Source organism: Priestia sp. P5 (assembly GCF_029522155.1).
GTDB lineage: Bacteria > Bacillota > Bacilli > Bacillales > Bacillaceae_H > Priestia > Priestia megaterium_E.
On the sequence record NZ_JAKWFJ010000002.1, the window covers coordinates 741,486 to 766,232 of the forward strand.

At 38.0% G+C, this 24,747-nt stretch carries 24 protein-coding genes and 1 pseudogene; 17 read left to right on the forward strand and 8 right to left on the reverse strand.

Annotation, left to right across the window (positions count from 1 at the left end; genetic code table 11):
- Positions 1-4: 4 nt before the first annotated feature.
- The gene (locus MMB69_RS20530; protein ID WP_043979565.1) at positions 5-868 is read right to left on the reverse strand and encodes a mechanosensitive ion channel family protein; all 864 of its coding nucleotides are present in this window, start codon (positions 866-868) and stop codon (positions 5-7) included.
- Positions 869-1,224: 356 nt separating this feature from the next.
- On the opposite strand from MMB69_RS20530, the gene MMB69_RS20535 reads away from it, so the two are divergent.
- The 6 genes from MMB69_RS20535 (at position 1,225) to MMB69_RS20560 (ending at position 8,157) form a co-directional block, all read left to right on the forward strand.
- Positions 1,225-1,773, forward strand: coding sequence for a peroxiredoxin (locus tag MMB69_RS20535; protein ID WP_014461006.1), 549 nt, complete (start codon positions 1,225-1,227; stop codon positions 1,771-1,773).
- A gap of 102 nt (positions 1,774-1,875) precedes the next feature.
- Positions 1,876-2,322 (forward strand): redoxin domain-containing protein, encoded by a 447-nt coding sequence (locus tag MMB69_RS20540; RefSeq protein WP_013056043.1) that lies wholly within the window; start codon positions 1,876-1,878, stop codon positions 2,320-2,322.
- Between the two features lie 187 nt (positions 2,323-2,509).
- On the forward strand, positions 2,510-3,406 hold the full coding sequence (gnd, locus tag MMB69_RS20545; RefSeq protein ID WP_013056044.1) for a phosphogluconate dehydrogenase (NAD(+)-dependent, decarboxylating): 897 nt from the start codon (positions 2,510-2,512) through the stop codon (positions 3,404-3,406).
- 375 nt (positions 3,407-3,781) lie between these two features.
- Positions 3,782-5,518, forward strand: a complete 1,737-nt coding sequence (locus tag MMB69_RS20550) for an ABC transporter ATP-binding protein (protein WP_277448372.1) — start codon at positions 3,782-3,784, stop codon at positions 5,516-5,518.
- A 15-nt stretch (positions 5,519-5,533) separates the two neighbouring features.
- Complete coding sequence (locus MMB69_RS20555; protein WP_221785658.1) at positions 5,534-7,339, forward strand: ABC transporter ATP-binding protein; 1,806 nt, start codon at positions 5,534-5,536, stop codon at positions 7,337-7,339.
- Positions 7,340-7,494: 155 nt separating this feature from the next.
- The gene (locus MMB69_RS20560) at positions 7,495-8,157 is read left to right on the forward strand and encodes a potassium channel family protein (protein ID WP_013056047.1); all 663 of its coding nucleotides are present in this window, start codon (positions 7,495-7,497) and stop codon (positions 8,155-8,157) included.
- Between the two features lie 42 nt (positions 8,158-8,199).
- On the opposite strand, the gene rnjA is transcribed toward MMB69_RS20560, so the two are convergent.
- Both rnjA and MMB69_RS20570 read right to left on the reverse strand, forming a co-directional pair.
- On the reverse strand, positions 8,200-9,867 hold the full coding sequence (rnjA, locus tag MMB69_RS20565) for a ribonuclease J1 (protein ID WP_013056048.1): 1,668 nt from the start codon (positions 9,865-9,867) through the stop codon (positions 8,200-8,202).
- Positions 9,868-9,872: 5 nt separating this feature from the next.
- On the reverse strand, positions 9,873-10,082 hold the full coding sequence (locus MMB69_RS20570; protein WP_013056049.1) for a DNA-dependent RNA polymerase subunit epsilon: 210 nt from the start codon (positions 10,080-10,082) through the stop codon (positions 9,873-9,875).
- Positions 10,083-10,631: 549 nt separating this feature from the next.
- On the opposite strand from MMB69_RS20570, the gene MMB69_RS20575 reads away from it, so the two are divergent.
- Positions 10,632-11,414 carry a Cof-type HAD-IIB family hydrolase gene (locus tag MMB69_RS20575; RefSeq protein WP_028407939.1) on the forward strand — a complete coding sequence of 261 codons (783 nt, stop codon included), beginning with the start codon at positions 10,632-10,634 and terminating at the stop codon, positions 11,412-11,414.
- Positions 11,415-11,443: 29 nt separating this feature from the next.
- On the opposite strand, the gene def is transcribed toward MMB69_RS20575, so the two are convergent.
- Together def and MMB69_RS20585 are read right to left on the reverse strand one after the other, a co-directional pair.
- Positions 11,444-11,998 carry a peptide deformylase gene (gene def / locus MMB69_RS20580; RefSeq protein ID WP_221785657.1) on the reverse strand — a complete coding sequence of 185 codons (555 nt, stop codon included), beginning with the start codon at positions 11,996-11,998 and terminating at the stop codon, positions 11,444-11,446.
- Positions 11,999-12,172: 174 nt separating this feature from the next.
- Entirely contained in the window at positions 12,173-12,283 is a 111-nt protein-coding gene (locus tag MMB69_RS20585; RefSeq protein WP_016763434.1) for a YjcZ family sporulation protein, read from the reverse strand.
- 169 nt (positions 12,284-12,452) lie between these two features.
- Between MMB69_RS20585 and MMB69_RS20590 the strand changes: the two genes are divergently transcribed.
- The 6 genes from MMB69_RS20590 (at position 12,453) to MMB69_RS20615 (ending at position 19,107) form a co-directional block, all read left to right on the forward strand.
- Positions 12,453-13,118, forward strand: a complete 666-nt coding sequence (locus MMB69_RS20590) for a YkyA family protein (protein WP_221785656.1) — start codon at positions 12,453-12,455, stop codon at positions 13,116-13,118.
- Positions 13,119-13,698: 580 nt separating this feature from the next.
- On the forward strand, positions 13,699-14,814 hold the full coding sequence (pdhA, locus tag MMB69_RS20595) for a pyruvate dehydrogenase (acetyl-transferring) E1 component subunit alpha (RefSeq protein WP_013082293.1): 1,116 nt from the start codon (positions 13,699-13,701) through the stop codon (positions 14,812-14,814).
- Positions 14,815-14,817: 3 nt separating this feature from the next.
- Positions 14,818-15,795: an alpha-ketoacid dehydrogenase subunit beta gene (locus tag MMB69_RS20600; protein ID WP_013056055.1), complete on the forward strand. Its 978-nt coding sequence runs from the start codon at positions 14,818-14,820 to the stop codon at positions 15,793-15,795.
- A 102-nt stretch (positions 15,796-15,897) separates the two neighbouring features.
- Positions 15,898-17,199: a dihydrolipoamide acetyltransferase family protein gene (locus MMB69_RS20605; protein ID WP_013082294.1), complete on the forward strand. Its 1,302-nt coding sequence runs from the start codon at positions 15,898-15,900 to the stop codon at positions 17,197-17,199.
- Positions 17,200-17,202: 3 nt separating this feature from the next.
- A complete protein-coding gene (gene lpdA, locus MMB69_RS20610) occupies positions 17,203-18,615 on the forward strand; it encodes a dihydrolipoyl dehydrogenase (RefSeq protein WP_013082295.1) in 1,413 nt (470 codons plus the stop codon).
- A 249-nt stretch (positions 18,616-18,864) separates the two neighbouring features.
- Positions 18,865-19,107 carry a hypothetical protein gene (locus MMB69_RS20615; protein ID WP_014460997.1) on the forward strand — a complete coding sequence of 81 codons (243 nt, stop codon included), beginning with the start codon at positions 18,865-18,867 and terminating at the stop codon, positions 19,105-19,107.
- Between the two features lie 43 nt (positions 19,108-19,150).
- Here MMB69_RS20615 and MMB69_RS20620 read toward each other — a convergent pair.
- Positions 19,151-19,912, reverse strand: a pseudogene (locus MMB69_RS20620) (BCCT family transporter); the annotation flags it as partial.
- 238 nt (positions 19,913-20,150) lie between these two features.
- On the opposite strand from MMB69_RS20620, the gene MMB69_RS20625 reads away from it, so the two are divergent.
- Positions 20,151-20,276 (forward strand): GapA-binding peptide SR1P, encoded by a 126-nt coding sequence (locus MMB69_RS20625; protein ID WP_013056059.1) that lies wholly within the window; start codon positions 20,151-20,153, stop codon positions 20,274-20,276.
- Between the two features lie 37 nt (positions 20,277-20,313).
- Here the strand turns inward: MMB69_RS20625 and MMB69_RS20630 are convergent, their stop codons facing one another.
- Entirely contained in the window at positions 20,314-21,789 is a 1,476-nt protein-coding gene (locus tag MMB69_RS20630; protein ID WP_277448376.1) for an aminotransferase class I/II-fold pyridoxal phosphate-dependent enzyme, read from the reverse strand.
- 530 nt (positions 21,790-22,319) lie between these two features.
- On the opposite strand from MMB69_RS20630, the gene MMB69_RS20635 reads away from it, so the two are divergent.
- Positions 22,320-22,589, forward strand: coding sequence for a UPF0223 family protein (locus MMB69_RS20635; protein ID WP_014460994.1), 270 nt, complete (start codon positions 22,320-22,322; stop codon positions 22,587-22,589).
- Positions 22,590-22,638: 49 nt separating this feature from the next.
- On the opposite strand, the gene MMB69_RS20640 is transcribed toward MMB69_RS20635, so the two are convergent.
- A complete protein-coding gene (locus MMB69_RS20640) occupies positions 22,639-23,274 on the reverse strand; it encodes a YktB family protein (RefSeq protein WP_057238635.1) in 636 nt (211 codons plus the stop codon).
- Between the two features lie 267 nt (positions 23,275-23,541).
- Here MMB69_RS20640 and MMB69_RS20645 point away from each other — a divergent pair, with 267 nt between their 5' ends.
- Both MMB69_RS20645 and MMB69_RS20650 read left to right on the forward strand, forming a co-directional pair.
- On the forward strand, positions 23,542-23,727 hold the full coding sequence (locus MMB69_RS20645; RefSeq protein WP_013056063.1) for a hypothetical protein: 186 nt from the start codon (positions 23,542-23,544) through the stop codon (positions 23,725-23,727).
- A gap of 195 nt (positions 23,728-23,922) precedes the next feature.
- A complete protein-coding gene (locus MMB69_RS20650; RefSeq protein ID WP_221785654.1) occupies positions 23,923-24,729 on the forward strand; it encodes an inositol monophosphatase family protein in 807 nt (268 codons plus the stop codon).
- Positions 24,730-24,747 lie beyond the last annotated feature (18 nt).

Consider the following 24,747-nt stretch of genomic DNA (forward strand, 5'->3'; position numbering starts at 1 on the left):
TTTTTTATGCATGCTGAGGCTGCTTGGCATCTTCAGGCTGCTTTTTATCAATATTTACTTGATGAGGGAACGGAATATCAATACCGTTTGCGTCAAACGCTTCTTTAAACTCTTTGCGAAGCTGACGTTCAACTCCCCACTGTTCACCGTTTTTAGCTTTGCCAACTACACGAAGCACAACGTCCGATGCGCCTAGGCCTTGAACTCCTATCACGCTTGGACCTTCTACAATGTTTTCATTTGTTGCAGCAACGCGCTCGCATACTTTTTCTAGTACGGAAATAGCTTTGTCAATATCATCATCATACGAAATGCCAATATCAATCAACGCGCGCATATTGCCTCGGGAATGATTGCTTAAGCTTGTAATTTCACGGTTAGGCACATAGTGTAGAGTTCCATCAAATCCGCGAATTTGAGTAGTACGAAGACCTACTGATTCGACAATTCCTGAAAAACTTCCGGTTGTTACATAGTCGTCAACATCAAGCTGTTTTTCAAGAAGTAAAAAGAAACCTGTTACAACGTCGCTAACCAGTCCTTGAGCACCGAACCCGATTGCTAGACCAACAACTCCGGCACCAGCTAATAAAGCTGTCGCGTGGATATTTACTGCTTCAAGCAGCATAACGACAAAAATAAAAATAAGTACATATGAAAACACATTAACGGTTAAACTTTTGAGTGTGAGCATACGTCCGCGCGTAGCATTTTCGCGCTCGCTCATTTTTTCAAAGGAACGTTCAATAACTTTTTTACCAATTGCTCGTACAAGTAAAAATACAATGGTAATGGCAATGAGTTTTAACACAATAACTCCAGCATTGGTAAGAAGCTGTTCCCAGTTGATGTCTTGCATCTTAAACATTAGTTGTTCATCCTTCCTATGTTCTGTTTCAATATTAATAAGTGGGAATTTATTCTCTGGAAAAGATTTTGTAAGAGTATGAGCACATTTGTTTATTCCCGATATTAGACATGCTAAACTGAGAAGGTAAATAAATGCAACCCTTTTATAGCATTTTTTTGCTGAAGTCAGGGTTTAATTTGCCCTAAAGGCGGGCATAACAACTATGTTACCATTATAAGGTGTTGTTTAAATTCATTCTTAATTAATATTGACTAAAAAAACAATATCCATTATAATGAAAACCGTTATAACAGTACATAAGTGAGAATGTTTTATACATTTTCTCATTTAATAATTATTTGGAGGGATCATGTATGCCAGAACGTATGGTAGGTAAACAAGCTCCACGCTTTGAAATGGAAGCTGTATTATCAAACAAAGAATTCGGTAAAGTTAGCTTAGAAGAAAATATTAAAAATGACAAATGGACAGTATTATTCTTCTATCCGATGGACTTTACATTTGTATGTCCAACAGAAATCACTGCACTTTCTGACCGTTATGATGAGTTTGAAGATCTTGACGCAGAAGTAATCGGTGTTTCTACAGACACAATCCATACACACTTAGCTTGGATCAACACTGATCGTAAAGATAATGGTTTAGGTGATCTTAAATATCCATTAGCAGCTGATACAAATCACGTTGTTTCTCGTGAGTACGGCGTTTTAATTGAAGAAGAAGGTGTAGCACTTCGCGGTTTATTCATCATCAGCCCAGAAGGCGAATTACAATATTCAGTTGTAAACCACAACAATATTGGCCGTGACGTTGATGAAACTTTACGTGTTCTTCAAGCGTTACAAACTGGCGGACTTTGCCCAGCTAACTGGAAACCAGGTCAAGCTACTTTAAACGCGTAAGCACAACGTTTAAAAGGTCTAACGTCCACGTTAGGCCTTTTTTTCATCGGATAATAAAGAACATATAGTTAATAATAGTGAAAATAAGGGAGGCTTTTATTCATGAAATTACGTCAGCCAATGCCTGAGTTAACGGGCGCTACAGAATGGTTAAACGGAGAGGTTACAAAAGAGCAGCTAATCGGCGAAAAGCCAACGCTTATTCATTTTTGGTCAGTAAGCTGTCATTTATGTAAAGAAGCAATGCCTCAAGTAAATGAATTTCGCGACCAATACAAAGATCAATTAAACGTAGTAGCAGTTCATATGCCGCGCTCTGAAGATGATTTAGACTTATCAAAAATTAAAGAAGTAGCAGCAGAACATGATATTACGCAGCCAATTTTTGTAGACAGTGAGCATAAATTAACGGATGCATTTGAAAATCAGTATGTACCGGCATATTATGTATTTGACAAAACAGGTCAGCTACGCCACTTCCAAGCTGGTGGAAGCGGTATGAAAATGCTTGAAAAGCGCGTGAATCGTGTATTAGGCGAGAACGAATAAATACAGGCAGTTGTAACAGGTGAAAAGCATTCGATGCTTAGTAGAACTTGCATCGAATGTTTTTCTTTTTTGTGTGTAGGAAGTAACTGATAAAGGAAATATAAAAATGTGGATTTTTTCTTGTGAGTTTACACCATACTAACACTAACAACATGATACGAAACTTACTATTGGAGGTAATTTACATATGAAATTAGGTATGATTGGCTTAGGGAAAATGGGAGCAAACTTAGTATTGAATTTACTAGATCATAACCATTCTGTGGTAGCATTCGATGTGAATAACGAAGCCGTACAGAAAGTAGCAGAAAAGGGAGCAGAAGGCGCTTCTTCCATTAAAGAATTAGTGAGCAAATTAGAGAAACCACGCATTGCTTGGGTCATGGTTCCGGCTGGAGAGCTCACAGAAAAAGTAATTTCTGAGCTCCAAGAACTACTTGAAGAAGGAGATATGATTATTGAAGGCGGTAATTCTAAGTATAAAGATTCTGTACGACGTGCTGCAGCTTCTGCTGAAAAAGGAATTCACTACTTTGATGTCGGAACAAGCGGCGGAATGGAAGGTGCCCGAAACGGTGCTTGTATGATGATTGGGGGAGATAAAGAAGCATTTGCTACAATCGAACCTATTTTCCGCGACATCAACGTAGAAAACGGCTATCTTTATTCAGGTGCAGCAGGAAGCGGCCACTTCTTGAAAATGGTTCATAACGGAATTGAGTACGGAATGATGCAAGCAATTGCTGAAGGTTTTGATGTGTTAGAGAAAAGTGAATTTGACTATGATTATGAAGCTGTAGCCCGCGTATGGAATAATGGCTCTGTTATTCGCTCATGGTTAATCGAATTAATGGAACGTGCATTTTCAAAAGATGCAAAACTTGACAGTATTAAAGGAGTTATGCATTCTTCCGGTGAAGGAAAATGGACGGTTGAATCAGCTTTAGATTTACAAGTGCCAACGCCAGTTATTGCTCTATCGTTAATGATGCGCTATCGCTCACTTGAAGACGATACGTTTACAGGTAAAGTAGTTGCCGCTCTTCGCAATGAGTTCGGCGGACACGCAGTAGAAAAACAATAAAAAAAGAGGCTGGAACAAACGTATTTTAGACGAAGTGAAAAACGACCCATTGATCAACATGTTTGATTAGTGGGTCGTTTTTTGTTATAGTGAATAGTTTCGTCTGTTTAGATCCTTCTAGCAGTTGATAGGAGTGCAAGTTGGCCGCCCGCGCAAAGTCTTGCATGGAAATCAACTGCGGTATCACAAGCAGCTCAACTAATGTATTCCATTTGTTCGTCTTTAGAGTGGATTCATTTAATTATATCACAGCCTCTTTTTTTATGACTATTTACCTTTTTTTGAAAAATTATCTAAAAATTATGGTAATTTATTTCGGGAACCGATATATTTAAATATGTGTGCCACATTTTAGCTAAAGGAAGGACGGGGTATATGGAAACGTTTAAAAAATTAAAAGATTTTTATTTGCCGTACCGAAAGTACTTTTTTTATTCTGCTATTTGCTTGTTGTTTGTAACCTCCATCACTGTGATTTACCCTATTGTGTTGCAATATACGATTGACCATATTGTGTTAGGAAAAAAATATCAGCTAGTCGATAATGTAGCATTTATTTTTATTGCGCTGATGATTGTCAAAGGAACCTTTACATATATTCAGCAATATTACGGCGACTTATTTGGAATTAAGTCCGTGTATACTCTTCGCAATAAACTTTACCGCAAACTTCAGTATTTACCGTTTTCTTACTATGACAATGCTAAAACAGGGGACTTGATGTCCAGGTTGACAGCTGATGTAGAAGGATTTCGTTTTTTTCTATCTTTTGGCTTCTCAGAATTAATTCGCTTCGTTATTTTACTTACTGCCAGCTTTTCCGTTATGTTCTATTACTCTATTTCACTCACTCTCGTCACAATCTGCCTGCTGCCTTTTTTAGGGGTAGCTGTTTATCGTTTTGATAAACGCGTTCATCCAGCGTTTCGCTTAATTCGCCAATCGTTTGGGGAACTTAATACAAATGTTCAAGAAAATATAAGCGGTATACAAACGGTCAAGTCATTATCAAGAGAAAAATTTCAAACCTCTAAATTTAACGACTCCAACGGAGTTTATAAAAATCGAAATATTGAAACCGCGAATGTGTGGGCAACTTATTTCCCCTTAATGGAGTTTATAGGAAACTTATCTATTGTTGGTCTCCTTGCGTACGGAGGAGCGCTTGTTATGAACGGAAGCGTACGTCCGGGAGAGCTTGTTGCTTTCTTTAGCTTAACCTCTTATTTAATGTGGCCTATTATGAATCTAGGGTTTGTTATCAATATGTTTTCACAGTCTAAAGCTTCAGGTGAAAGGCTGCTAGAAATTTTAGAAGAAGAAGAAAAAGTCCATGAGCATGCCGGAAGTTTCTCTATTAATGGAACGGTCGAGTTTCAACATGTTAGCTTATCCTATCCAAACGAAGAAAAAAAGTCGCTTGAGAACATATCTTTTTCTGCTTCTAAAGGAAAAGTAGTAGGTTTAATCGGAGCAACTGGATCCGGCAAAACAAGCTTAACCCAGCTGCTCACGAGGTTTTACGAACCGACTTCAGGACGAATCTTAGTTAACCATCGTCCGATTAAAGAGTATCCGCTTCCTGTTCTTCGGAAAGAGATTGGCTTTGTACTTCAAGAAACCTTTTTGTTCTCAAGCAGTATAGGAACCAATATTTCCTATGGCGTGCCGGGTATTTCTAGAGAAGACATTATTGATGCTGCAAAACGAGCGCAGGCGCATGACTTTATTATGGAGCTTCCGGATGGGTATGACACGATGCTGGGAGAGAGAGGACTGGGGTTATCAGGCGGACAAAAGCAGCGCATTGCGATTGCACGAGCGCTTATCTTAAACCCTAGCATCTTAGTATTAGATGATGCCACGAGTGCTGTTGATATGAAAACAGAAAGAGAAATTCAATTGGCTTTAAAAGAAGTGATGAAAAATCGTACTACGTTTATTATCGCACACCGCCTTTCTTCTTTGCGACATGCCGATGAAATCTTAGTCTTGCATGAAGGTCAAATAAAAGAGAGAGGAAGCCATGAAACGCTCATTCAAAAGGAAGGGATTTATAAAAATATTTATGGCATTCAATATGAAAGCAATACGTCAGTGATGAACGTATAACAAGGGAGGAATAGAATGGAAGCCGAAAGAAATAAAGTTGTGCGAGAGCGCTTTTATTATCAAACAGATCAAATCATTGATAAGATGTTTAACTGGAAGCAAATGTCCCGCTTGTTTCGTTATCTTCATCCATATCGAAAAAACTTGCTTCCTTTCTCGTTTCTTATGGTCATTATCACAACGGTCATTAGACTCGCTATTCCTATTTTGATAGGTGTATATACGCTTGATCATGCTGTGAAAGATAAAAATAGCACGCTGCTCATGCAGTTAGTTTTCATAATCTTTAGCTTGTATGTACTATCTTATATTTCGAATATTTTTCGAATTAAATGGATGAACCAACTCGGGCAGCACGTTATATATGATTTAAGAAAACATTTATTTACGCATATTCAAGGGCTGTCGCACCGGTTTTTTGATACGCGTTCAGGAGGCTCTATTCTTGTAAGGATCATGAATGATATTAACTCTCTTCAAGATTTATTTACCAACGGGGTAGTTAACCTGTTTATGGATCTCTTATTGTTAGTTGGGATTGTAGTTATATTATTTTCTCTCAGTCCTGCTTTGACATGTGCTGTTTTAATCATTTTACCGATTATGTTTTTGATTTCCACAAAGCTGAGAAGAAGAATTCGTCGGTCGTGGCAAGTTGTTCGTATGAAGCAGTCAGTATTAAATTCACATTTAAATGAGAGTATTCAAGGCATTCGCGTCACTCAATCATTTGCTCAAGAACAAGAAAATATGCTGTTTTTTGAGCGCATAAACAGTGAAAATTACGAGAGCTGGAGGCAAGCTACTCGAAAAAATGCCATGTTTCGACCGTTTGTAGAACTCACAAATGCTGTCGGAACGGCTATTTTAATTTGGTTCGGTGCTGTACTTATTCAAGATGAACGGCTAACAATTGGTATTTTTGTATCATTTGCTTTTTATCTTGGAATGTTTTGGGAACCGATTTCTCGTTTAGGGCAAGTGTATAATCAATTATTAATGGGAATGGCTTCATCCGAGCGTATTTTTGAATTTCTAGATGAAAAACCTCTCGTCGCAGATTTGGAAACCGCTACGTCTTTAGAGGATATGAAAGGAAAAGTCGAGTTCAAACACGTCTCATTTTCCTATGATGGGAAGCGGAAAGCTTTAAACAACGTATCAATTGACATAAAAGAAGGCCAGACGGTTGCTTTAGTGGGGCATACTGGATCTGGAAAAACGTCCATTGCTAATTTAATCACACGTTTTTATGATGTGAACGAAGGGCAGATTTTAATTGATAATATGCCTATTCAAGATATTACATTAGCGAGTTTACGAGCGCAAATTAGTATTGTGCTGCAAGAAACCTTTATTTTTTCAGGAACTATTATGGAAAACATTCGGTTTGGAAAACCGAATGCTACTGATGATGAAGTGATTAAGGCCGCGGAAGCGGTAGGGGCTGCAGATTTTATAAAGCGTCTGAAAAAAGGCTATGATACGGAAGTAGAAGAGCGAGGAAACGTCTTATCCGTGGGAGAGCGTCAATTGATTTCATTTGCTCGAACGCTGTTGGCTAATCCTCGTATTATCATTTTAGATGAAGCAACAGCAAGCATCGATACAGAAACAGAAGTGAAGATTCAACAGGCGCTTAAAACGCTATTAAAAAACAGAACGGCCATCATGATTGCTCATCGGTTATCTACTATACGAGAAGCAGATAACATCATTGTATTAGATCACGGAAGCATTATTGAAACAGGGAATCACGGGGAACTTATGCAGCAAAAAGGCGTATATTATTACCTTGTTCACACCCATGCTACAGCTTAAAAAACAGAGGGAGCTAATCCTTCTGTTTTTTTATGAGTGTGAGAAATAGTAAAGAGATATAAGCATTGTTAACGGGAAAATGAGGTTGATACAAAAGAATTGTGGTAAAATAACGGTAGTTCAGATTTTTTCCTGTACATAATGGAGGAATTCAAATGAAAAAAGAATTTGCAGTCATCGGATTAGGTAGATTTGGTGGAAGTATTTGTAAAACATTAAGCGATCAAGGAATGGAAGTTCTGGCGATTGATATTGATGAAGAAAAGGTAAATGAGTACGCTAACGTTGCTTCCCACGCAGTAGTAGGCGATTCAATGGATGAAGGGGTTCTAAAAAGCTTAGGAATTCGTAATTTTGATCATGTTATCGTAGCTATTGGTGACAATATTCAGGCGAGTATTTTGACGACCCTTATACTAAAAGAGCTGGGCGTTGAAAAAATAACGGTAAAAGCGCAAAATGATTATCATGCCAAAGTATTATCAAAAATTGGTGCCAATTTTATCGTGCATCCCGAACGAGATATGGGACGAAGAATTGCCAATAACATGATTTCAAACAGCGTGCTGGATTATTTAGAGCTATCTGAAGAACACAGCATTGTCGAATTAGTAGCGAGCAAAAGAATGGCTGGCAATACGCTGATTGAGTTAGACATTCGTGCGAAATATGGCATTAACATTGTAGCCATTAAGCGTGATCGAGATATCATCGTTTCTCCTCAGGCTTCCGAAACGATTCAAGAAGGGGACGTGTTGATTGTTATTGGAGCAGATGCAGATATCAACCGCTTCGAAAATAAATTTGCCAGTGCTTAATAAAAAAGAGCAGATGCGATTGCATCTGCTTTTTTTCTTGTATTAAACCTCCATAATGATTGGTAAAATCATTGGACGGCGCTTTGTTTTTTCGTAAAGGAATGGAGCCAAAGTGTCTGTGATTTCATTTTTAATCTCAGACCATTGTGACGTACGACGTTCCATCACTTTGTTCAAGTGTTTTGTAATAAGAGATTGTGCATCATTAATTAAGTCACCAGATTCGCGCATATAAACAAAACCACGAGAGATAATGTCTGGACCAGCAGCGATCTTGAAGTCTTTCATATTGATGCTTACAACGACAATAACAAGACCTTCTTCAGATAAAATGCGGCGGTCACGAAGTACGATATTTCCAATGTCACCGATTCCGCTTCCGTCAATATATACAGAGCCTGAAGGGATTTTGCCGGCTACTGAAGCTTCGCTGTCGCTTAAAGCTAGCACCTCTCCATTATCCATAATGAAGCAGTTTTCTTCAGGAACTCCACAGTCTGTTGCAAGTTTGATGTGCATCTTCTGCATGCGATACTCACCGTGAATTGGCATAAAGTATTTTGGCTTCATTAGGCGAAGCATTAATTTTTGCTCTTCCTGTCCACCGTGTCCAGAAGTATGGATATCGTTTAGAGCACCGTGAATAACCTCTGCTCCCGCACGGAATAGCATATCAATTGTTTTGCTAACACTTACTGTATTTCCTGGAATAGGTGAAGATGAGAATACAACCGTATCTCCAGGGATAATTTGAATTTGGCGGTGAGTACCATTTGCAATTCTAGATAGCGCTGCCATCGGTTCACCTTGGCTGCCTGTACATAAAATAGTCACGCGGTTAGCTGGAATTCGGTTAATTTGAGAAGGCTCAATGAACGTATCTTTTGGACATGAAATATATCCAAGCTGTTGGCCAATCTCAATAGCTGCTTCCATACTGCGTCCGAATACAGCAACTTTACGGTTATGCAATACGGCTGCTTCCACTACTTGCTGTAAGCGGTGAATATTTGAAGCAAACGTTGCAAAAATAATACGGCCGTCTACTTTACGGAAAATGTCATGAATGCTGTCACCTACGCGGCGCTCAGACATCGTAAAGTTAGGAATTTCACTGTTTGTACTGTCTGAAAGCAAGCATAGAACGCCTTCTTTACCGATTTCAGCCATTTTTGTTAAGTTAGCCGGTTCGCCCACTGGTGTAAAATCAAACTTGAAATCTCCTGTATGTACGATTTGTCCGTTTGGTGTTTTTACCACAATTCCGTAAGAATCAGGAATACTGTGAGTTGTACGGAAGAACGTTACCGATGTTTTACGGAATTTAATTACGTCATCTTCAGTAATTTCATGAAGCTGAGCTGTACGAAGCAACCCATGCTCGTCTAATTTGTTGCGAAGAAGCCCAAGGGCTAATTTCCCTGCATAAATAGGAATGTTTAATTCTCTTAATAAGTAAGGAATTCCGCCGATGTGATCTTCATGACCATGTGTAACGAAAAGGCCACGGATTTTATCTGCATTTTTTACTAAATAACTGTAGTCAGGAATAACGTAGTCAATTCCTAAAAGCTCATCTTCAGGGAATTTAATTCCTGCATCAATAAGAATAATTTCATCTTGAAACTGTACGGCATACGTGTTTTTACCGATTTCGCCTAGTCCACCCAGGGCGAAAACTGCCGTTTGATTATTTTTTACAAATTTCATTTTCATCATATCTCCAATACTTTAAAATCTTCATGCTGTTGTTCATATTCTAGATAGTCTCCAGTCACTGCTTGAACAAACTCAATATTAATTGAACGCGCTTTTAACTTTTTACGAACGTCACGCTCAGAATCTGCGTTCACATACACTGTTTTTGTATTTTCACGTACAGCTACTTCACTCATTTTTTCTTGAAAATAAACTTTAAAAATCATAACAAAAATCTCTCCTTAATTCCGAAATTCAAATAACTTATTTTATTATATTATAAAATGTGTATGTATTTCATGTATTTTCTAAAGAAACTTGCTTTCACTACATTTTAGTCATCTAAATATAACAAGTCAATTAATTATAGAATAATATTAATAGGAAACGGATACAAGACTATATTTTCCGGGCGTATAAAAAATAAGGGCTATTCCATTGTACGATGCAGACACACACTCTGCAAATTTTACAACAGAAAGCCCTAAAAAAATCGATTATGCCATCGTTTTTTTACGCAATAATTCATTCCAGCGTTTTAGCAGCCTTTTTCGAAAATCTTTTAACATGATTTTTCAGCTCCTTTGTTTTTTTGCGATACCTGCCTGTCTCTCTCTGTACTTTTATTATATGATGAAAAGGGAGAGGTTTCTCGTGGTTAAATATGGAAAAATTGTAAATGAGGCCGTCCATTTATAGAGAAACCAGCGCTTGTTTGATATAATTGGAAAGGCTTAACAAAGAGATAAAAAATTATAAAAAATAAGGTGATAAACGTGGAACGAAAGATTATTTTTTTTGATATTGATGGAACGTTATTGGATCATGATAAAAAACTGCCTGCTTCTACAAAAAAAGCTGTCCAGCTGTTAAAAGAGCAGGGGCATGAAGTGGCAATTGCAACTGGAAGGGCTCCTTTTATGTTTAAAGATCTGCGTGAAGAGTTGGATATTCAAACATATATTAGCTTTAATGGTCAGTACATTGTTTTAAATGGAGAAGTTCTTTATAAAAACCCGTTAAATAAAGAAGAGCTTCAAGATTTAACAGCTTTTGCTGTTGAGCACGATCACCCTGTCGTATACATGGATCATGAAGATATGAAATCAAACATTGAATTTCATGATTATATCGAATCCAGCATCAGCACGCTGAAAATTGGATTTACCCACCCTCACCACGATCCTACTTATTTCAAAGGGCGTGAAATTTATCAATCCCTCTTATTCTGTACAGCGGGAGAAGAAGCTCCTTATGAAGAAAAATTTAAGAAATTTGATTTTATTCGCTGGCATGAATTTTCAACTGATGTTCTGCCAAAAGGTGGATCAAAAGCGCGAGGAATTGAGACCATGATTGAAAAGCTTGGCTTTGACAAAAAAGATGTATATGCATTCGGAGACGGCTTAAACGATATCGAAATGCTGGAATTTGTCGGAAATGGCGTAGCGATGGGAAATGCGGAAGAAGTCGTGAAAGAAGTTGCTAATCTTGTTACAAAAGATGTAGCAGAAGATGGTATTCTCCACGGATTAGAGCTAGTAGGATTATTAAAGTAAGAAAAAACGCGAGCTCTGGCTCGCGTTTTTTAGCGTTCATATGGAAAAGCATTTTCAGGTTCTTGAAATGGACTTTCTTTATTAATGTAATCATAAAACATAATTCCGTCTAAATGATCAATTTCGTGCTGAAATACGACAGCAGGAAGGCCCTTCAAACGAATTTTGACTTCTTCGCCTTCAAGCGTTGTGCCTTTTACTGTGATACGTGCATATCGAGGAACAAATCCTGGGATATCTTGATCGACAGACAAGCAGCCTTCACCGCCTGTAAGATATGTCTTTTCAACTGAGTGGCTAATGATCTTAGGGTTAAATAATGCATAGCTGTATAGCTTGCCTTTTTCATCCGTAACGTGTACCCCAATCATTCGTTTTGATACATTGATTTGAGGAGCGGCAAGCCCGATACCAGATCGCAGTCCATATTTAGCAGCAATTTCAGGATCTTGGCTGTTTTTTACATATTCTAATAAGCTATGTAAAATCTTTTTGTCTTCTTCAGAAGCAGGTAACGGTACTTCTTTTGCTACTTCTCGCAGCGTTGGGTGTCCGTCTTGAATAATATCATTCATTGTAATCAACTTTCACATCTCCCTAGGCTATTTTATAGGTATAAAGTGTACCAAATCCGTATAAAAAAGTCATTACCTCGACCTTCACCACATAAATGTTTCTACTAATTATATGTATCAAACATATGGAAAAACATGCATAAGAAAAAATAAAAGCGACCGTTAGCCGCTTTTATTGTATAATTACCAGCCGCCACAGCTGCAGCCGATAATAACTAATAAAATGAACAGTACGATTAATAACACAAAACCTTTATTAGAACCGCCGCAGCCATATCCACCATAACCCAACATAATATAACCTCCCGTAGTTATCAATCCCAAGGTAAAAAGTAATAAACTCCCTTTTTTTCACGATTGGGTTAGTATAATATATTAAAAGGTGGAAAAAGGGTGTAGATAAATTGCTAATTTCCTACAAAAATTGTATAATGACCCATGAATAAGGGAGGATTTACCAGATATGAAATGCGTCGGAAGATATATAGTTATCGGCATTGCTGCTATGTCACTAGCAGGCTGTGCAGAAGGCTCATCGCCTGAACTTGAAGTATATAATGGATTAGAAAAAGTGGTAGCCCAAGAAAAGCAATTTGCTGATCAGCAAAAACCGTTAGCTGACTTAGAACAGCAAGAAAATGCGATATACGACCAAATTATTGAGCTAGGAATTAAAGATAAAAAGAAAATAAAAAATAAAGCACAAAAAGCGCAGCAGTTATTAGATGAGCGTGAAAGTAAATTACAAAAAGAAGAAAAAAGCATCAGCGCTTCGCAAAAACAGTTTGAAGCAACAGAGCCAAAGATCCAAAAGCTAGAGGATGGGAAAGCAAAAGAAGAGGCGCTTGAACTATCTTCGTTAATGAAGAAGCGTTATAAGGCCTACCAGTCCTTACATGACGCCTATCTTCATTCCATTGAATTAGATCGTCAGCTATATACGCTCTTTGAAAAAGACAATGTGAAATTAGAGAATCTTGAAACACAAATCGCTTCGATCAATACTACTTATAAAGAAGTTGAAAAGAAAAAAGAAGCGTTTAACACATTAACAGCTGACTATAACAAAGCCAAAGAGGATTTTTATAACAAAACGAAGTTAAAGGTGAAAGATAGCGAGGATAAATGAGGAGGCCTGTGAAGTTTACAGGTCTTTTTTTTGGCTGAAAAGGAAGGTTTTCTGAAATAAAGAAAGAGTTTCGACATGATTCAAGTAAAAATTACAAAAGGTTATTGTTTTAAAAAATCGTTTATTTGTGGCAAGATAGGAGTTGTGCAGACGTAAAAAAAGAGAAGGTTATTATAAAACATATAATACAGTTTGTGTCTGTGTAATAGTACAGCATGTCTTTTTTATGTGTTTTATTTCACAAACTAAAAAAGCGTAATTTCTTGATGTAAATGCATTGACGAACTGTTTTAGTGTATTGTAAACTAGGTAGCGTAGTAAGTGTTGTATTAATCATTTTTGCAAAATAATTAATACAGTTTAACGAAACGCTCGTTTCGCTTAAACTTTCCTTTTACGTAAATGTTTGCACAGAATTCGCTGGGGAATACATAGAAATGTTAAGGATTAGCGAATTCAAAAAGCTACTCGACAAAATATGACTTTTACTTGTCCATTTGGGACATTCTAAAAGCGTGTATGTTTGTTTGATTAGTAAAATGAATTTATACGGCTTAAATGAAAGGAAGAGGTGACTTAGATGGCTGCTAAAACTAAAAAGGCTATTATTGATGTATCAAAGCAACTTGATAAAATCGCTGAGCAGTACCAAACGTTCCAAATTCTTAATGAAGAGGGCGAAGTAGTAAATAAATCAGCGTTGCCAGATTTATCTGACGAAAAATTAAAAGAGTTAATGACTCGCATGGTATACACTCGTATTCTTGATCAACGTTCAATTTCATTGAACCGTCAAGGTCGTTTAGGTTTCTATGCACCAACTGCTGGGCAAGAAGCTTCTCAAATCGCTTCACATTTCGCATTAGAAAAAGAAGACTTCATTTTACCTGGGTACCGTGATGTGCCTCAGTTAATTTGGCATGGTCTTCCACTATATCAAGCGTTCTTATTCTCACGTGGTCATTTCCACGGTAACCAAGCGCCAGAAGGTGTAGATATACTTTCTCCACAAATCATCATCGGTGCACAAATCGTGCAAACTGCTGGTGTGGCACTAGGTCTTAAAAAGCGCGGTAAAAAAGCAGTAGCAATCACTTATACAGGTGACGGCGGAGCTTCACAAGGTGACTTCTACGAAGGTATGAACTTCGCAGGTGCATTCAAAGCTCCAGCAATCTTTGTTGTACAAAACAACCGCTTTGCAATTTCAACACCAGTTGAAAAGCAATCTGCAGCACGTACAATCGCTCAAAAAGCAGCGGCTGTTGGTATCCCAGGCGTTCAAGTAGACGGTATGGATGCACTAGCAGTATACGTTGCAGTAAGCGAAGCTCGTGAGCGTGCAGTAAACGGTGAAGGTCCAACTTTAATTGAAACATTAACTTACCGTTATGGTCCACATACAATGGCTGGTGACGATCCAACTCGTTATCGTACAGCTGAGCTTGACACTGAGTGGGAAAAGAAAGATCCACTTGTTCGCTTCCGTAAATTCTTAGAAGCTAAAGGCATCTGGAATGAAGAAGAAGAAAACAAAGTAATCGAGCAAGCTAAAGAAGATATCAAACAAGCTATTAAGAAGGCTGACGATTATCCAAAACAAAAAGTTACAGATTTAATGGAAATCATGTACGAAACTATGCCTTCAAACTTACAAGAGCAATATGAAATCTACAAAGAGAAGGAGTCGAAGTAAGCCATGGCGCAAATGACAATGATTCAAGCGATTACTGATGCGTTACGCACAGAAATGAAAAACGACGAAAACGTATTAGTTTTTGGTGAAGACGTTGGCGTAAACGGTGGAGTATTCCGTGCGACTGAAGGTCTTCAACAAGAATTCGGCGAAGATCGCGTATTCGATACGCCATTAGCTGAATCTGGTATCGGTGGTCTTGCTGTGGGTCTATCGACTCAAGGTTTCCGTCCGGTTCCTGAAATTCAATTCTTTGGTTTCGTATACGAAGTACTTGATTCTGTATCAGGTCAAGCTGCACGTATGCGCTACCGTTCTGGCGGTCGCTGGAATGCACCAATCACATTCCGTTCACCATTCGGTGGAGGCGTTCATACACCAGAACTTCACGCTGATAGCTTAGAAGGTATCGTAGCATCTCAACCTGGTTTAAAAGTTGTAATTCCTTCAACTCCATACGATGCAAAAGGTCTTTTAATTTCATCAATTCGTGATAACGATCCGGTTGTATACTTAGAGCACATGAAGCTTTACCGTTCATTCCGTCAAGAAGTACCTGAAGAATCATACACAATTGATTTAGGTACAGCTGATGTGAAACGTGAAGGTACAGACGTAACGCTTATCGCTTACGGTGCAATGGTACACTCATCATTAAAAGCAGCTGAAGAACTAGAAAAAGAAGGTATCTCTGCTGAAGTAGTGGACTTACGTACAGTTCAACCTTTAGATATCGATACAATTCTTGCATCAGTTGAAAAAACTGGTCGCGTAGTAGTAGTTCAAGAAGCTCAAAAACAAGCTGGTATCGCAGCTAACGTTGTAGCTGAAATTAACGATCGTGCAATCTTAAGCTTAGAAGCACCAGTATTACGTGTAACAGCACCGGATACTGTGTTCCCATTCTCTCAAGCTGAGGGCGTATGGTTACCAGACCACAAAGATATCGTTGAAACAGCTAAGAAAGTACTTGAATTTTAATTAGCATTTTACTGTGATAGAAATCAGCTTTGTGCTGATTTCTGTCTTAGATAAAATAAACACTAACAAATTGAACGCAACTAACTAGGAGGGTGAAGACACGTGGCATTTGAATTTAAACTGCCGGATATCGGTGAAGGTATCCACGAAGGTGAAATTGTAAAATGGTTCGTAAAAGCTGGAGATGAAATTGATGAGGATGATGTACTAGCAGAAGTACAAAATGACAAAGCTGTTGTTGAAATCCCATCTCCTGTAAAAGGTAAAGTATTAGAAGTAAAAGTTGACGAAGGTACAGTAGCTACTGTAGGACAAGTTATCGTTACTTTTGATGCTCCTGGATACGAAGACTTAAAATTCAAAGGTGACGATCATGATGATGCACCAGCAGAAGAAGCTAAAGAAGAAGCTTCAACTGAAGAAGTGACTGAAGAAGCAACGGCTCCTGCAGCACAAGCTGATGTTGATCCTAACCGTAAAGTAATTGCTATGCCTTCAGTGCGCAAATATGCTCGTGAAAAAGGTGTAGACATTAAAGCTGTTCCTGGTTCAGGTAAAAACGGACGTATTGTTAAAGATGACATCGATGGCTTCCTATCTGGTGGTTCTACAGCTACAGCAACTGCTGAAGCTCCAGCTAAAGAGGAAACTGCTTCAGCTGAACCAAAAGCAGCAGCAGCACAAGCTATTCCTGAAGGCGACCTACCAGAAACTCGCGAGAAAATGAGCGGTATCCGTCGTGCAATCGCAAAAGCTATGGTTAACTCTAAACACACTGCTCCACACGTAACATTAATGGATGAAATCGATGTAACAGCTCTTGTTGCTCATCGTAAAAAATTCAAAACAGTTGCAGCAGATCAAGGTATTAAATTAACATTCTTACCTTACGTGGTAAAAGCGTTAACTTCAGCACTTAAGAAGTTCCCAGCTCTTAACACTTCAATCGATGACTCTACTGATGAAGTAATTCAAAAACATTACTACAACATCGGTATCGCTGCTGACACTGAAAAAGGTCTTTTAGTACCAGTTGTGAAAAATGCTGATCGTAAATCTGTGTTCGAAATTTCTGATCAAATTAACGACCTTGCTGGAAAAGCACGTGATGGTAAATTAGCTCCTGCTGAAATGAAAGGCGCTTCTTGTACAATCACAAATATTGGTTCTGCTGGTGGACAATGGTTTACTCCTGTTATCAACCACCCAGAAGTTGCAATTCTAGGTATCGGACGTATCGCTGAAAAACCAGTTGTACGCGACGGTGAAATTGTAATTGCTCCAGTATTAGCATTATCACTAAGCTTTGACCACCGTATTATCGATGGCGCAACAGCTCAAAACGCTCTTAACCAAATCAAGCGTTTATTAAATGATCCAGAATTATTATTAATGGAGGCGTAATAAATGGTAGTAGGAGATTTCCCAATCGAAACTGATACTCTTGTCATTGGTGCTGGCCCTGGTGGCTACGTTGCAGCAATTCGTGCAGCTCAATTAGGTCAAAAAGTTACAATCGTAGAAAAAGGTAACCTTGGAGGCGTATGCTTAAACGTTGGTTGTATTCCTTCAAAAGCATTAATCGCTGCAGGTCACCGTTTTGAACACGCTAAACATTCTGAAGACATGGGGATTATCGCTGAGAACGTAACAGTTGATTTCTCTAAAGTTCAAGAATTCAAAAACGGCGTTGTAAACAAACTTACTGGCGGTGTTGAAGGCCTTCTTAAAGGTAACAAAGTTGACATCGTAAAAGGTGAAGCTTACTTCGTTGACAGCGAAACTGTACGTGTAATGGATGAAAATTCTGCACAAACGTACAAATTCAAAAATGCTATCCTTGCAACTGGTTCTCGTCCAATCGAGATCCCTGGATTCAAATTCTCTGAGCGCGTAATCAACTCTACAGGTGCATTAGCGCTTAAAGAAGTTCCTAAAAAATTAGTTGTAATCGGCGGAGGTTACATCGGTACTGAGCTTGGTACTGCTTTTGCTAACTTCGGTACAGAAGTTACATTTGTAGAAGCTGCTGATGAAATCTTAGCTGGTTTTGAGAAACAAATGAGTTCACTTGTTAAACGTAACCTTAAGAAAAAAGGAAACGTTGAAATCTATACAAAAGCAATGGCTAAAGGTGTTGAAGAAACTGCTGACGGCGTACAAGTTACGTTTGAAGTAGGCGGAGAGTCAAAAGTAATCGATGCTGACTACGTATTAGTTACTGTAGGCCGTCGTCCTAACACTGATGAGCTTGGTCTTGAGCAAGTTGGCGTTAAAATGACTGACCGTGGTCTTATCGAAATCGATAACCAAACTCGTACATCTGTAAGCAACATCTTTGCAATTGGTGATATCGTAACTGGACCACCACTTGCACACAAAGCTTCTTACGAAGGTAAAATCGCAGCTGAAGTAATCGCGGGCGAACCTGCTGAAATTGACTACTTAGGAATTCCAGCAGTTGTATTCTCTGAGCCTGAGCTTGCATCTGTAGGTTATACTGAAGCACAAGCGAAAGAAGAAGGATTAGCTGTTAAAGCTTCTAAATTCCCATTTGCTGCTAACGGACGTGCGCTTGCACTTAACGCTGCAGAAGGCTTCTTAAAGCTTATCACTCGTAAAGAAGACGGAGTAGTTGTTGGTGCTCAAATCGCTGGACCTAGCGCATCTGACATGATCGCTGAGCTTGGTCTTGCTATCGAAGCTGGCGTAACAGCTGAAGATATCGCATTAACAATTCACGCTCACCCAACATTAGGTGAAATCACAATGGAAGCTGCTGAAGTAGCTATTGGAAGCCCAATTCACATTGTAAAATAATGTTTTTAAAAAGCTGATGCATATGCATCAGCTTTTTTTTTGAAGAAAACGGTTTTCATAAAGTATCAGATGCTTGTCAGACAGTTTTTGTTGCTAATGGGTATACTCCTTTAGAAGAAACGTGTAAAAAGCGCTGAGGAAGTCTTAAATGAGCTCTAGGTGCATACATATGAAGTGGGACGTGCCTTCCTTATAGATAGATAAAAAATTGCTCTTTTGGATAACGAATGAAAAGGCGGCGAAGGAGCTATGAAGACGTATTTCGTTTGGAGCTTACACATTGTTATTTGGATGGGGTATTCACTGGTTGAATTATTATCAAAACGTGATCAATTGACATCTAAAATTATTTTATTTTTAGTATTTGCTTATTTAGCTTACGGTATAGCAGAAATGAACGTTAAATCTAAAAGACTGGCACTTATGATGACAGGCACGACGTCAGCTGTCTGCTTGACATGTTATCAACTAATTTTATTTTGCATGGCATAACATAAAAAAGGGGTTCGCTTATATAAGCAAACCCTTTTTTATGTTACACAGATTTTTTTTCTTTTTTCAATGCAGCTTCTTCTTTAAATGCCTTCATTAATGAGAAGACCGTTAGCACCAGAACAATTGAGAATGGAAGTGCTGCTATAATCGCAGCCGTTTGGAGCGCATCCAAACCACCTGTCCAAAGCAGAATAATTGCTGTTAACGATTGAATTAAGCCCCATGTAAGTTTAATAGAGCCTGAAGGATTTAGATCACCATTTGTTGTCTGCATTCCTAAAACAAATGTAGCTGAGTCAGCTGATGTAATGAAGAATGTAGCAATTAAGCAAATAGCGACAATGGACATGAACGTACCAAATGGAAACTGTTCAAGTACATAGAATAAAGCAACTTCTGTTCCTTTATTGTTGATAACATCCATAACAGGAAGATCCTTAAAAAAGTCTAAGTAGACCCCAGAACCTCCGAATACAGCAAACCATAATCCACCAAATACGGTCGGAACAGCTAGTACACCAATTAAAAATTCTCGAATGGTTCTACCTCGTGAAATACGAGCAATGAACGTACCAACGAACGGTGCCCAAGCGATCCACCATGCCCAGTAGAAAATTGTCCAATCTTGAACCCAGGTGCTGTTATCAAACGGGCTCAATCGAAAACTCATCGACGGCAAGTTTTGAATGTAGCTGCCGATTGTTGTAACGAATAAGTCCATAATAAAGTTGGTCGGACCTGCAAATAACAAGAATAGCATTAACAGAATCGCTAAAACAATATTAATGTTACTCAAATTCTTATTTTTCGTAATTATTTTAAAGTGATGAAATAGATGTGAAATTAGACATTGTTTTTTCATATAAATAGAGACGATGCTAAGCGTTCGGCTTTTTGAAAACAAATATAACAATTATGAGAAAAATATTTTTAATGTGACATACTAATTAGTTGTTGACATATTTAATGTGACATAATAATATAATATCAAGAGTTGTAAAACGCTTACAAAAAAAGACGGTTAAAGGGGAGTTTACAAAATGGGAACAATCGTATGTCAAACATGTAACTGCACAATTGATCATTTCGAAGATGAGAAAGTGACGCGATTATACTCAACATGTAAAAGCGGAGAATGTCAAAAAGCAGATGAAGATTTAGATTAATTCAATAAAAAAAGGTGCGGAAGTTCGCACCTTTTTTTTATTGAATTGCTTTATGTTCTTTAATGACACGAAATGTTTTTAATTCAAAATCTTCCGGACCCTGCACTGGTAAACCTGCCTCTAAGTTTGTTTCAATGTAGGTTAAATTTTCCTCAGTGATGATTTCCCCAGGAATAAAAATAGGAATACCAGGAGGATAGACCATCACAAATTCCGCAATAATACGACCTGCCGACTCATGAAAAGGTACCACTTCGGTTTCAGCGTAAAAAGCATCGCGAGGTGTTAAAGCCAATACAGGAATATCAGGCAATAAAATAGCCGGTTTTGCCGTTGTCTCAGAAAGATTATGGAATTTTGCAGATAACTCACGCAGAGCCGTGACCAGACGTGAAAGATCTTCTTCTGTATCTCCAGGCGTGATAATACATAGAATATTATAAAGGTCAGACATTTCAACTTCGATATTATGAGCTTCACGCATCCATTTTTCTGCGTCATAGCCCGTAATTCCTAAATCTGAAACAGAAATAATTAATTTAGTAGGGTCTAAATCATACGTAGCTTTTGTGCCTAAAATTTCTCTGCCTATACATCGGATATGCTCAATTGTATTAATTTCTTTTCGTGCTTTTTCAGCAAGAGAAATTGCACGTTCAGCCAGCTCTTTTCCTTCTGTAGCTAAACGTTTTCGTGCAACATCTAAAGAAGCCAGCAGCAGATAAGATGTTGATGTTGTTGTGAGCATACTTAAAATAGACTGTACACGTTTTGGAGAAATTAAGCCTTCGCGTATGTTTAGAATTGAACTTTGCGTCATAGAGCCCCCTAATTTATGCACGCTTGTTGCTGCCATATCTGCACCGGCCTGCATAGCAGACAGAGGCAAATCATCATGGAAGTGAATATGAACGCCGTGAGCTTCATCAACAAGTACAGGCACTTGATACGAGTGGGCAATTTCTACGATTTTACGAAGGTCTCCAGAAATTCCAAAATAAGTTGGATTGATAACAAGCACTGCTTTTGCTTCAGGGTGCTGCTTTAAGGCTTTTTCTACAGAGTCCGATGTAATACCGTGAGAAATGCCAAGATTTTCGTCAATTTCAGGGTGAATAAAAATAGGCGTAGCTCCTGAAAAAACAATCGCACTCATAACAGATTTATGCACGTTTCTAGGAACGATAATTTTATCTCCAGGACCACATGTCGCCATGACCATTGCCATAATTGCTCCGCTCGTTCCTTGAACAGAGAAATAAGTATGGTCAGCACCAAATGCTTCTGCAGCTAAATCCTGCGCTTGTTTGATAATGCCTTTTGGCTGGTGAAGGTCATCAAGAGGACCGATATTAATTAAATCAATGGATAAAGCGTCATCGCCAATAAATGAGCGGAATTCAGGATCCATTCCATTTCCTTTTTTATGTCCAGGGATATGGAATTGTGTTGGGTTTTTCTTAGCGTGATTAACCAATCCAGTAAATAATGGAGTTGAAAATTGAGAAGACAACTTTGCTATACACCTCTTTTATCATAAATTGTCAGTCCCTCTAAGCAAAGCTTAGAGGGACTTTGATTGTTTTTTATCAAATTACAGCATTCAATTTTATATATCAAAAACGAGCGGCTGTTGGATTCTACATATTAAAATATCAGATCTTTTTTCTATAAAAGAAATTCAACAGAAATTCTACTCGGCAGTTTTCTTGATTTTAACCATTATATAAATGAATGAAACGCGTATGTTTACTACTGTTTGATAATATAAATACAATTTTTAGTTAAAAAAATACAAGTAATTGTAAACTGCTTATTACTCATTATTTTATAGTTCTTTATGTTTTGAAAATCCCCATAAAACAAAAGAATTATAGCACTTATTAACCCATTTGCAAAGATATTTTAAAGAGAAAATAAAAAGAAAAAAAAGGAGAAATTCTTTTGTGTGAAAAGAGAATAAATTTTGTGTACATTATAGATTGTGATAGAGTTAAGAATATAGATATACATAGATTGAAGAAATAAATGGAGTGATGAGAAGTGGAATATCAATACCCTATCTCCCTTGATTGGAGTACAGAAGAAATTATTGATGTAGTGAAGTTTTTTGAAAGCATTGAACGTGCTTATGAAAAAGGTATTGAGCGCGATAACCTAATGGCAGTCTATCGCCGATTTAAAGAAATTGTGCCAAGTAAAGCAGAAGAAAAAACAATCTGTAACGATTTTGAAGACCAAAGCAAATACTCTTCTTATCGAACGATTCAAAAAGCAAAGGCTGCTTCTTCTGGAGACATCATAAAAATGTAAAAAATGGAGCCAAGCTTGGCTCCATTTTTTTTATATCAATTCGTGAAAATTATGCATATGCTTTTTTAGTTAGTTCATATAATGGAGTTACCGTATGAAATGTTTGTTCAATACGAGCTATCCATTCTTCGCCGTTCATTGCAATCGCTTCTTCTTTTGGAATCGTAATGCCGCATAGGATCTCAGCTTTTTTAACCGTCTCTAGACGTTCAAACAAACTCTCTAAGTCTTCAGAAGATAAGTCGCCCATTTTTTCACTATCAGGTTTTGTATGATCTTTCGACCAAACAAACGAGGCTGGGATATTTTGACGAATCTCCTCAATGTTTTGTTTTAGCAGCTTTCCAAATTGTTCTTTAATAGGTGATTCGTAAATGACGGCGAACCACACGAAGACGTGTGTTTCCCAAAGGCCAATTTGAAAATGAGGGAGCTTTTTATACCCGCGTTTACTGTTAGCAAAGGCTACCCACGTATCTGCTGGCGGGTTAACTGTTCTTCGTGCATGTTTGGCAATGTGTACGAACATTTCATCTCCACAAAGTGAAGAAAGAGTAGGAGCAAAATGATTGCTCAATTGTTCGAATTTTGGGCGTATCGTTGTCTTGATGGCTTCCATACGTGCATCAAGCCCTTCGATACGGAATACGTTAAAGTCATCTTGTGAAAATCCTGAGAATGCCATGTGAAACCTCCGTTTTTTAGTGAATATGTATAGCTGCTGTGCATCTATGCAAGTAAGTATGATTTACGCGAAGATTCTACCACATGAAAAGCATAAACACCAATTAATTCGCATATGCTTGTCAAAACGTGTCTATCATTTTTTTATAGGTAATCACACAATTTAGTTACATGAGATTAGGTTTCGACATAGACTATATCAATCAAAATATCTGAAAATTTAGTTTTCTATAAGCGGGTTCAATAATTTGAGAGGGGTGTTTGAAACATGAAACAAGTGGTGAATATGTATAAGAAGAATGATGGACAAAAAAGATTAGGTGTAATTCGTTTGGAGTTAGATTACGAGTTAGCAACGTTATATGAAGCCATGATGGAGAATAATGAGGAACAAAAACAAAAATGTAAGCGAAAGCTCGAGAAACTTCGTGAAGAAATGATATCTCTTCAGTAGCAGATACGGGAATAAAATAGAACAAATAAGGGTAAACTGTAAAAAAGGATTAAACTGAATGAGCAGATTCATAAGTGGTAACAGAGCACGTGGGAGAAGAAGCGGCAGTTCTTCTCCCACGTGCTCTGTTAATTGACATCTTGCAGAGGTTTTTTTAAGCTTAAATAAGAGACGTATTTTTGAGGGGGAATTGAGATGACGCAACGCTGGAAAGAAATTGATACATACGTTAAAGAATGGCTAAAAGAAGCTGGACAAAAAATTCAACAGTCGTTTAGTAAAGAGCTTCTCATTCAAACGAAATCGAATCCAAATGATTTAGTAACAAATATGGATAAAGAAATTGAACAGTTTTTTATCTCAAAAATCAATGAAACCTTTCCGGAACATCATATTCTCGGAGAAGAAGGATATGGAGAAGAGCTTGAATCAGACGAAGGAACGATTTGGATTATCGATCCAATCGACGGGACGATGAACTTTGTTCATCAGCAGCGAAATTTTGCTATTTCCATCGGTATATTTGAAGATGGTGTAGGACAAGCAGGTTATATTTATGATGTTATTCATAATGAGCTGTATCATGCTTTAAAAGGACAGGGCGCGTTTATGAATGATATCCAATTGCCGAAACTTGAACCTGTACCAGTTGAACAAGCTATTATTAGCCTAAATGCAACATGGGTGACGGAGAACCGCCGTATTGATCCTTCCGTATTAAGTCCGCTTGTGCGTAAAGTAAGAGGGACCCGTTCATATGGATCCGCAGCTATTGAGCTTGCTTACGTAGCGGCTGGACGCTTGGATGGATACATTACTTTACGCTTGGCTCCATGGGACTTTGCTGCCGGTAAAGTATTGATTGAAGAAGTTGGAGGAGTTATGACGGATTTAGAAGGAAAGCCGTTAGAGATTCTTGAAAAAAGCAGTGTATTTGTAAGCAAACCAACATTACATGACGAAATCTTTCGTACGTACCTTGAAGGAAAGTGGAATAAATAAAATAGAAGTGAAGACTTA

Bases quoted from the DNA above. Each gene is read 5' to 3' on its own strand.
- lpdA (WP_013082295.1), top strand. From the start codon at position 17,203: ATGGTAGTAGGAGATTTCCCAATCGAAACTGATACTCTTGTCATTGGT.
- gnd (WP_013056044.1), top strand. From the start codon at position 2,510: ATGAAATTAGGTATGATTGGCTTAGGGAAAATGGGAGCAAACTTAGTA.
- MMB69_RS20650 (WP_221785654.1), top strand. From the start codon at position 23,923: ATGACGCAACGCTGGAAAGAAATTGATACATACGTTAAAGAATGGCTA.
- MMB69_RS20555 (WP_221785658.1), top strand. From the start codon at position 5,534: ATGGAAGCCGAAAGAAATAAAGTTGTGCGAGAGCGCTTTTATTATCAA.
- MMB69_RS20540 (WP_013056043.1), top strand. From the start codon at position 1,876: ATGAAATTACGTCAGCCAATGCCTGAGTTAACGGGCGCTACAGAATGG.
- MMB69_RS20615 (WP_014460997.1), top strand. From the start codon at position 18,865: ATGAAGACGTATTTCGTTTGGAGCTTACACATTGTTATTTGGATGGGG.
- MMB69_RS20530 (WP_043979565.1), bottom strand. From the start codon at position 868: ATGTTTAAGATGCAAGACATCAACTGGGAACAGCTTCTTACCAATGCT.
- pdhA (WP_013082293.1), top strand. From the start codon at position 13,699: ATGGCTGCTAAAACTAAAAAGGCTATTATTGATGTATCAAAGCAACTT.
- MMB69_RS20535 (WP_014461006.1), top strand. From the start codon at position 1,225: ATGCCAGAACGTATGGTAGGTAAACAAGCTCCACGCTTTGAAATGGAA.
- MMB69_RS20645 (WP_013056063.1), top strand. From the start codon at position 23,542: ATGAAACAAGTGGTGAATATGTATAAGAAGAATGATGGACAAAAAAGA.
- rnjA (WP_013056048.1), bottom strand. From the start codon at position 9,867: ATGAAATTTGTAAAAAATAATCAAACGGCAGTTTTCGCCCTGGGTGGA.
- MMB69_RS20550 (WP_277448372.1), top strand. From the start codon at position 3,782: ATGGAAACGTTTAAAAAATTAAAAGATTTTTATTTGCCGTACCGAAAG.
- MMB69_RS20585 (WP_016763434.1), bottom strand. From the start codon at position 12,283: ATGTTGGGTTATGGTGGATATGGCTGCGGCGGTTCTAATAAAGGTTTT.
- MMB69_RS20560 (WP_013056047.1), top strand. From the start codon at position 7,495: ATGAAAAAAGAATTTGCAGTCATCGGATTAGGTAGATTTGGTGGAAGT.
- MMB69_RS20570 (WP_013056049.1), bottom strand. From the start codon at position 10,082: ATGATTTTTAAAGTTTATTTTCAAGAAAAAATGAGTGAAGTAGCTGTA.
- MMB69_RS20625 (WP_013056059.1), top strand. From the start codon at position 20,151: ATGGGAACAATCGTATGTCAAACATGTAACTGCACAATTGATCATTTC.
- MMB69_RS20600 (WP_013056055.1), top strand. From the start codon at position 14,818: ATGGCGCAAATGACAATGATTCAAGCGATTACTGATGCGTTACGCACA.
- MMB69_RS20590 (WP_221785656.1), top strand. From the start codon at position 12,453: ATGAAATGCGTCGGAAGATATATAGTTATCGGCATTGCTGCTATGTCA.
- MMB69_RS20640 (WP_057238635.1), bottom strand. From the start codon at position 23,274: ATGGCATTCTCAGGATTTTCACAAGATGACTTTAACGTATTCCGTATC.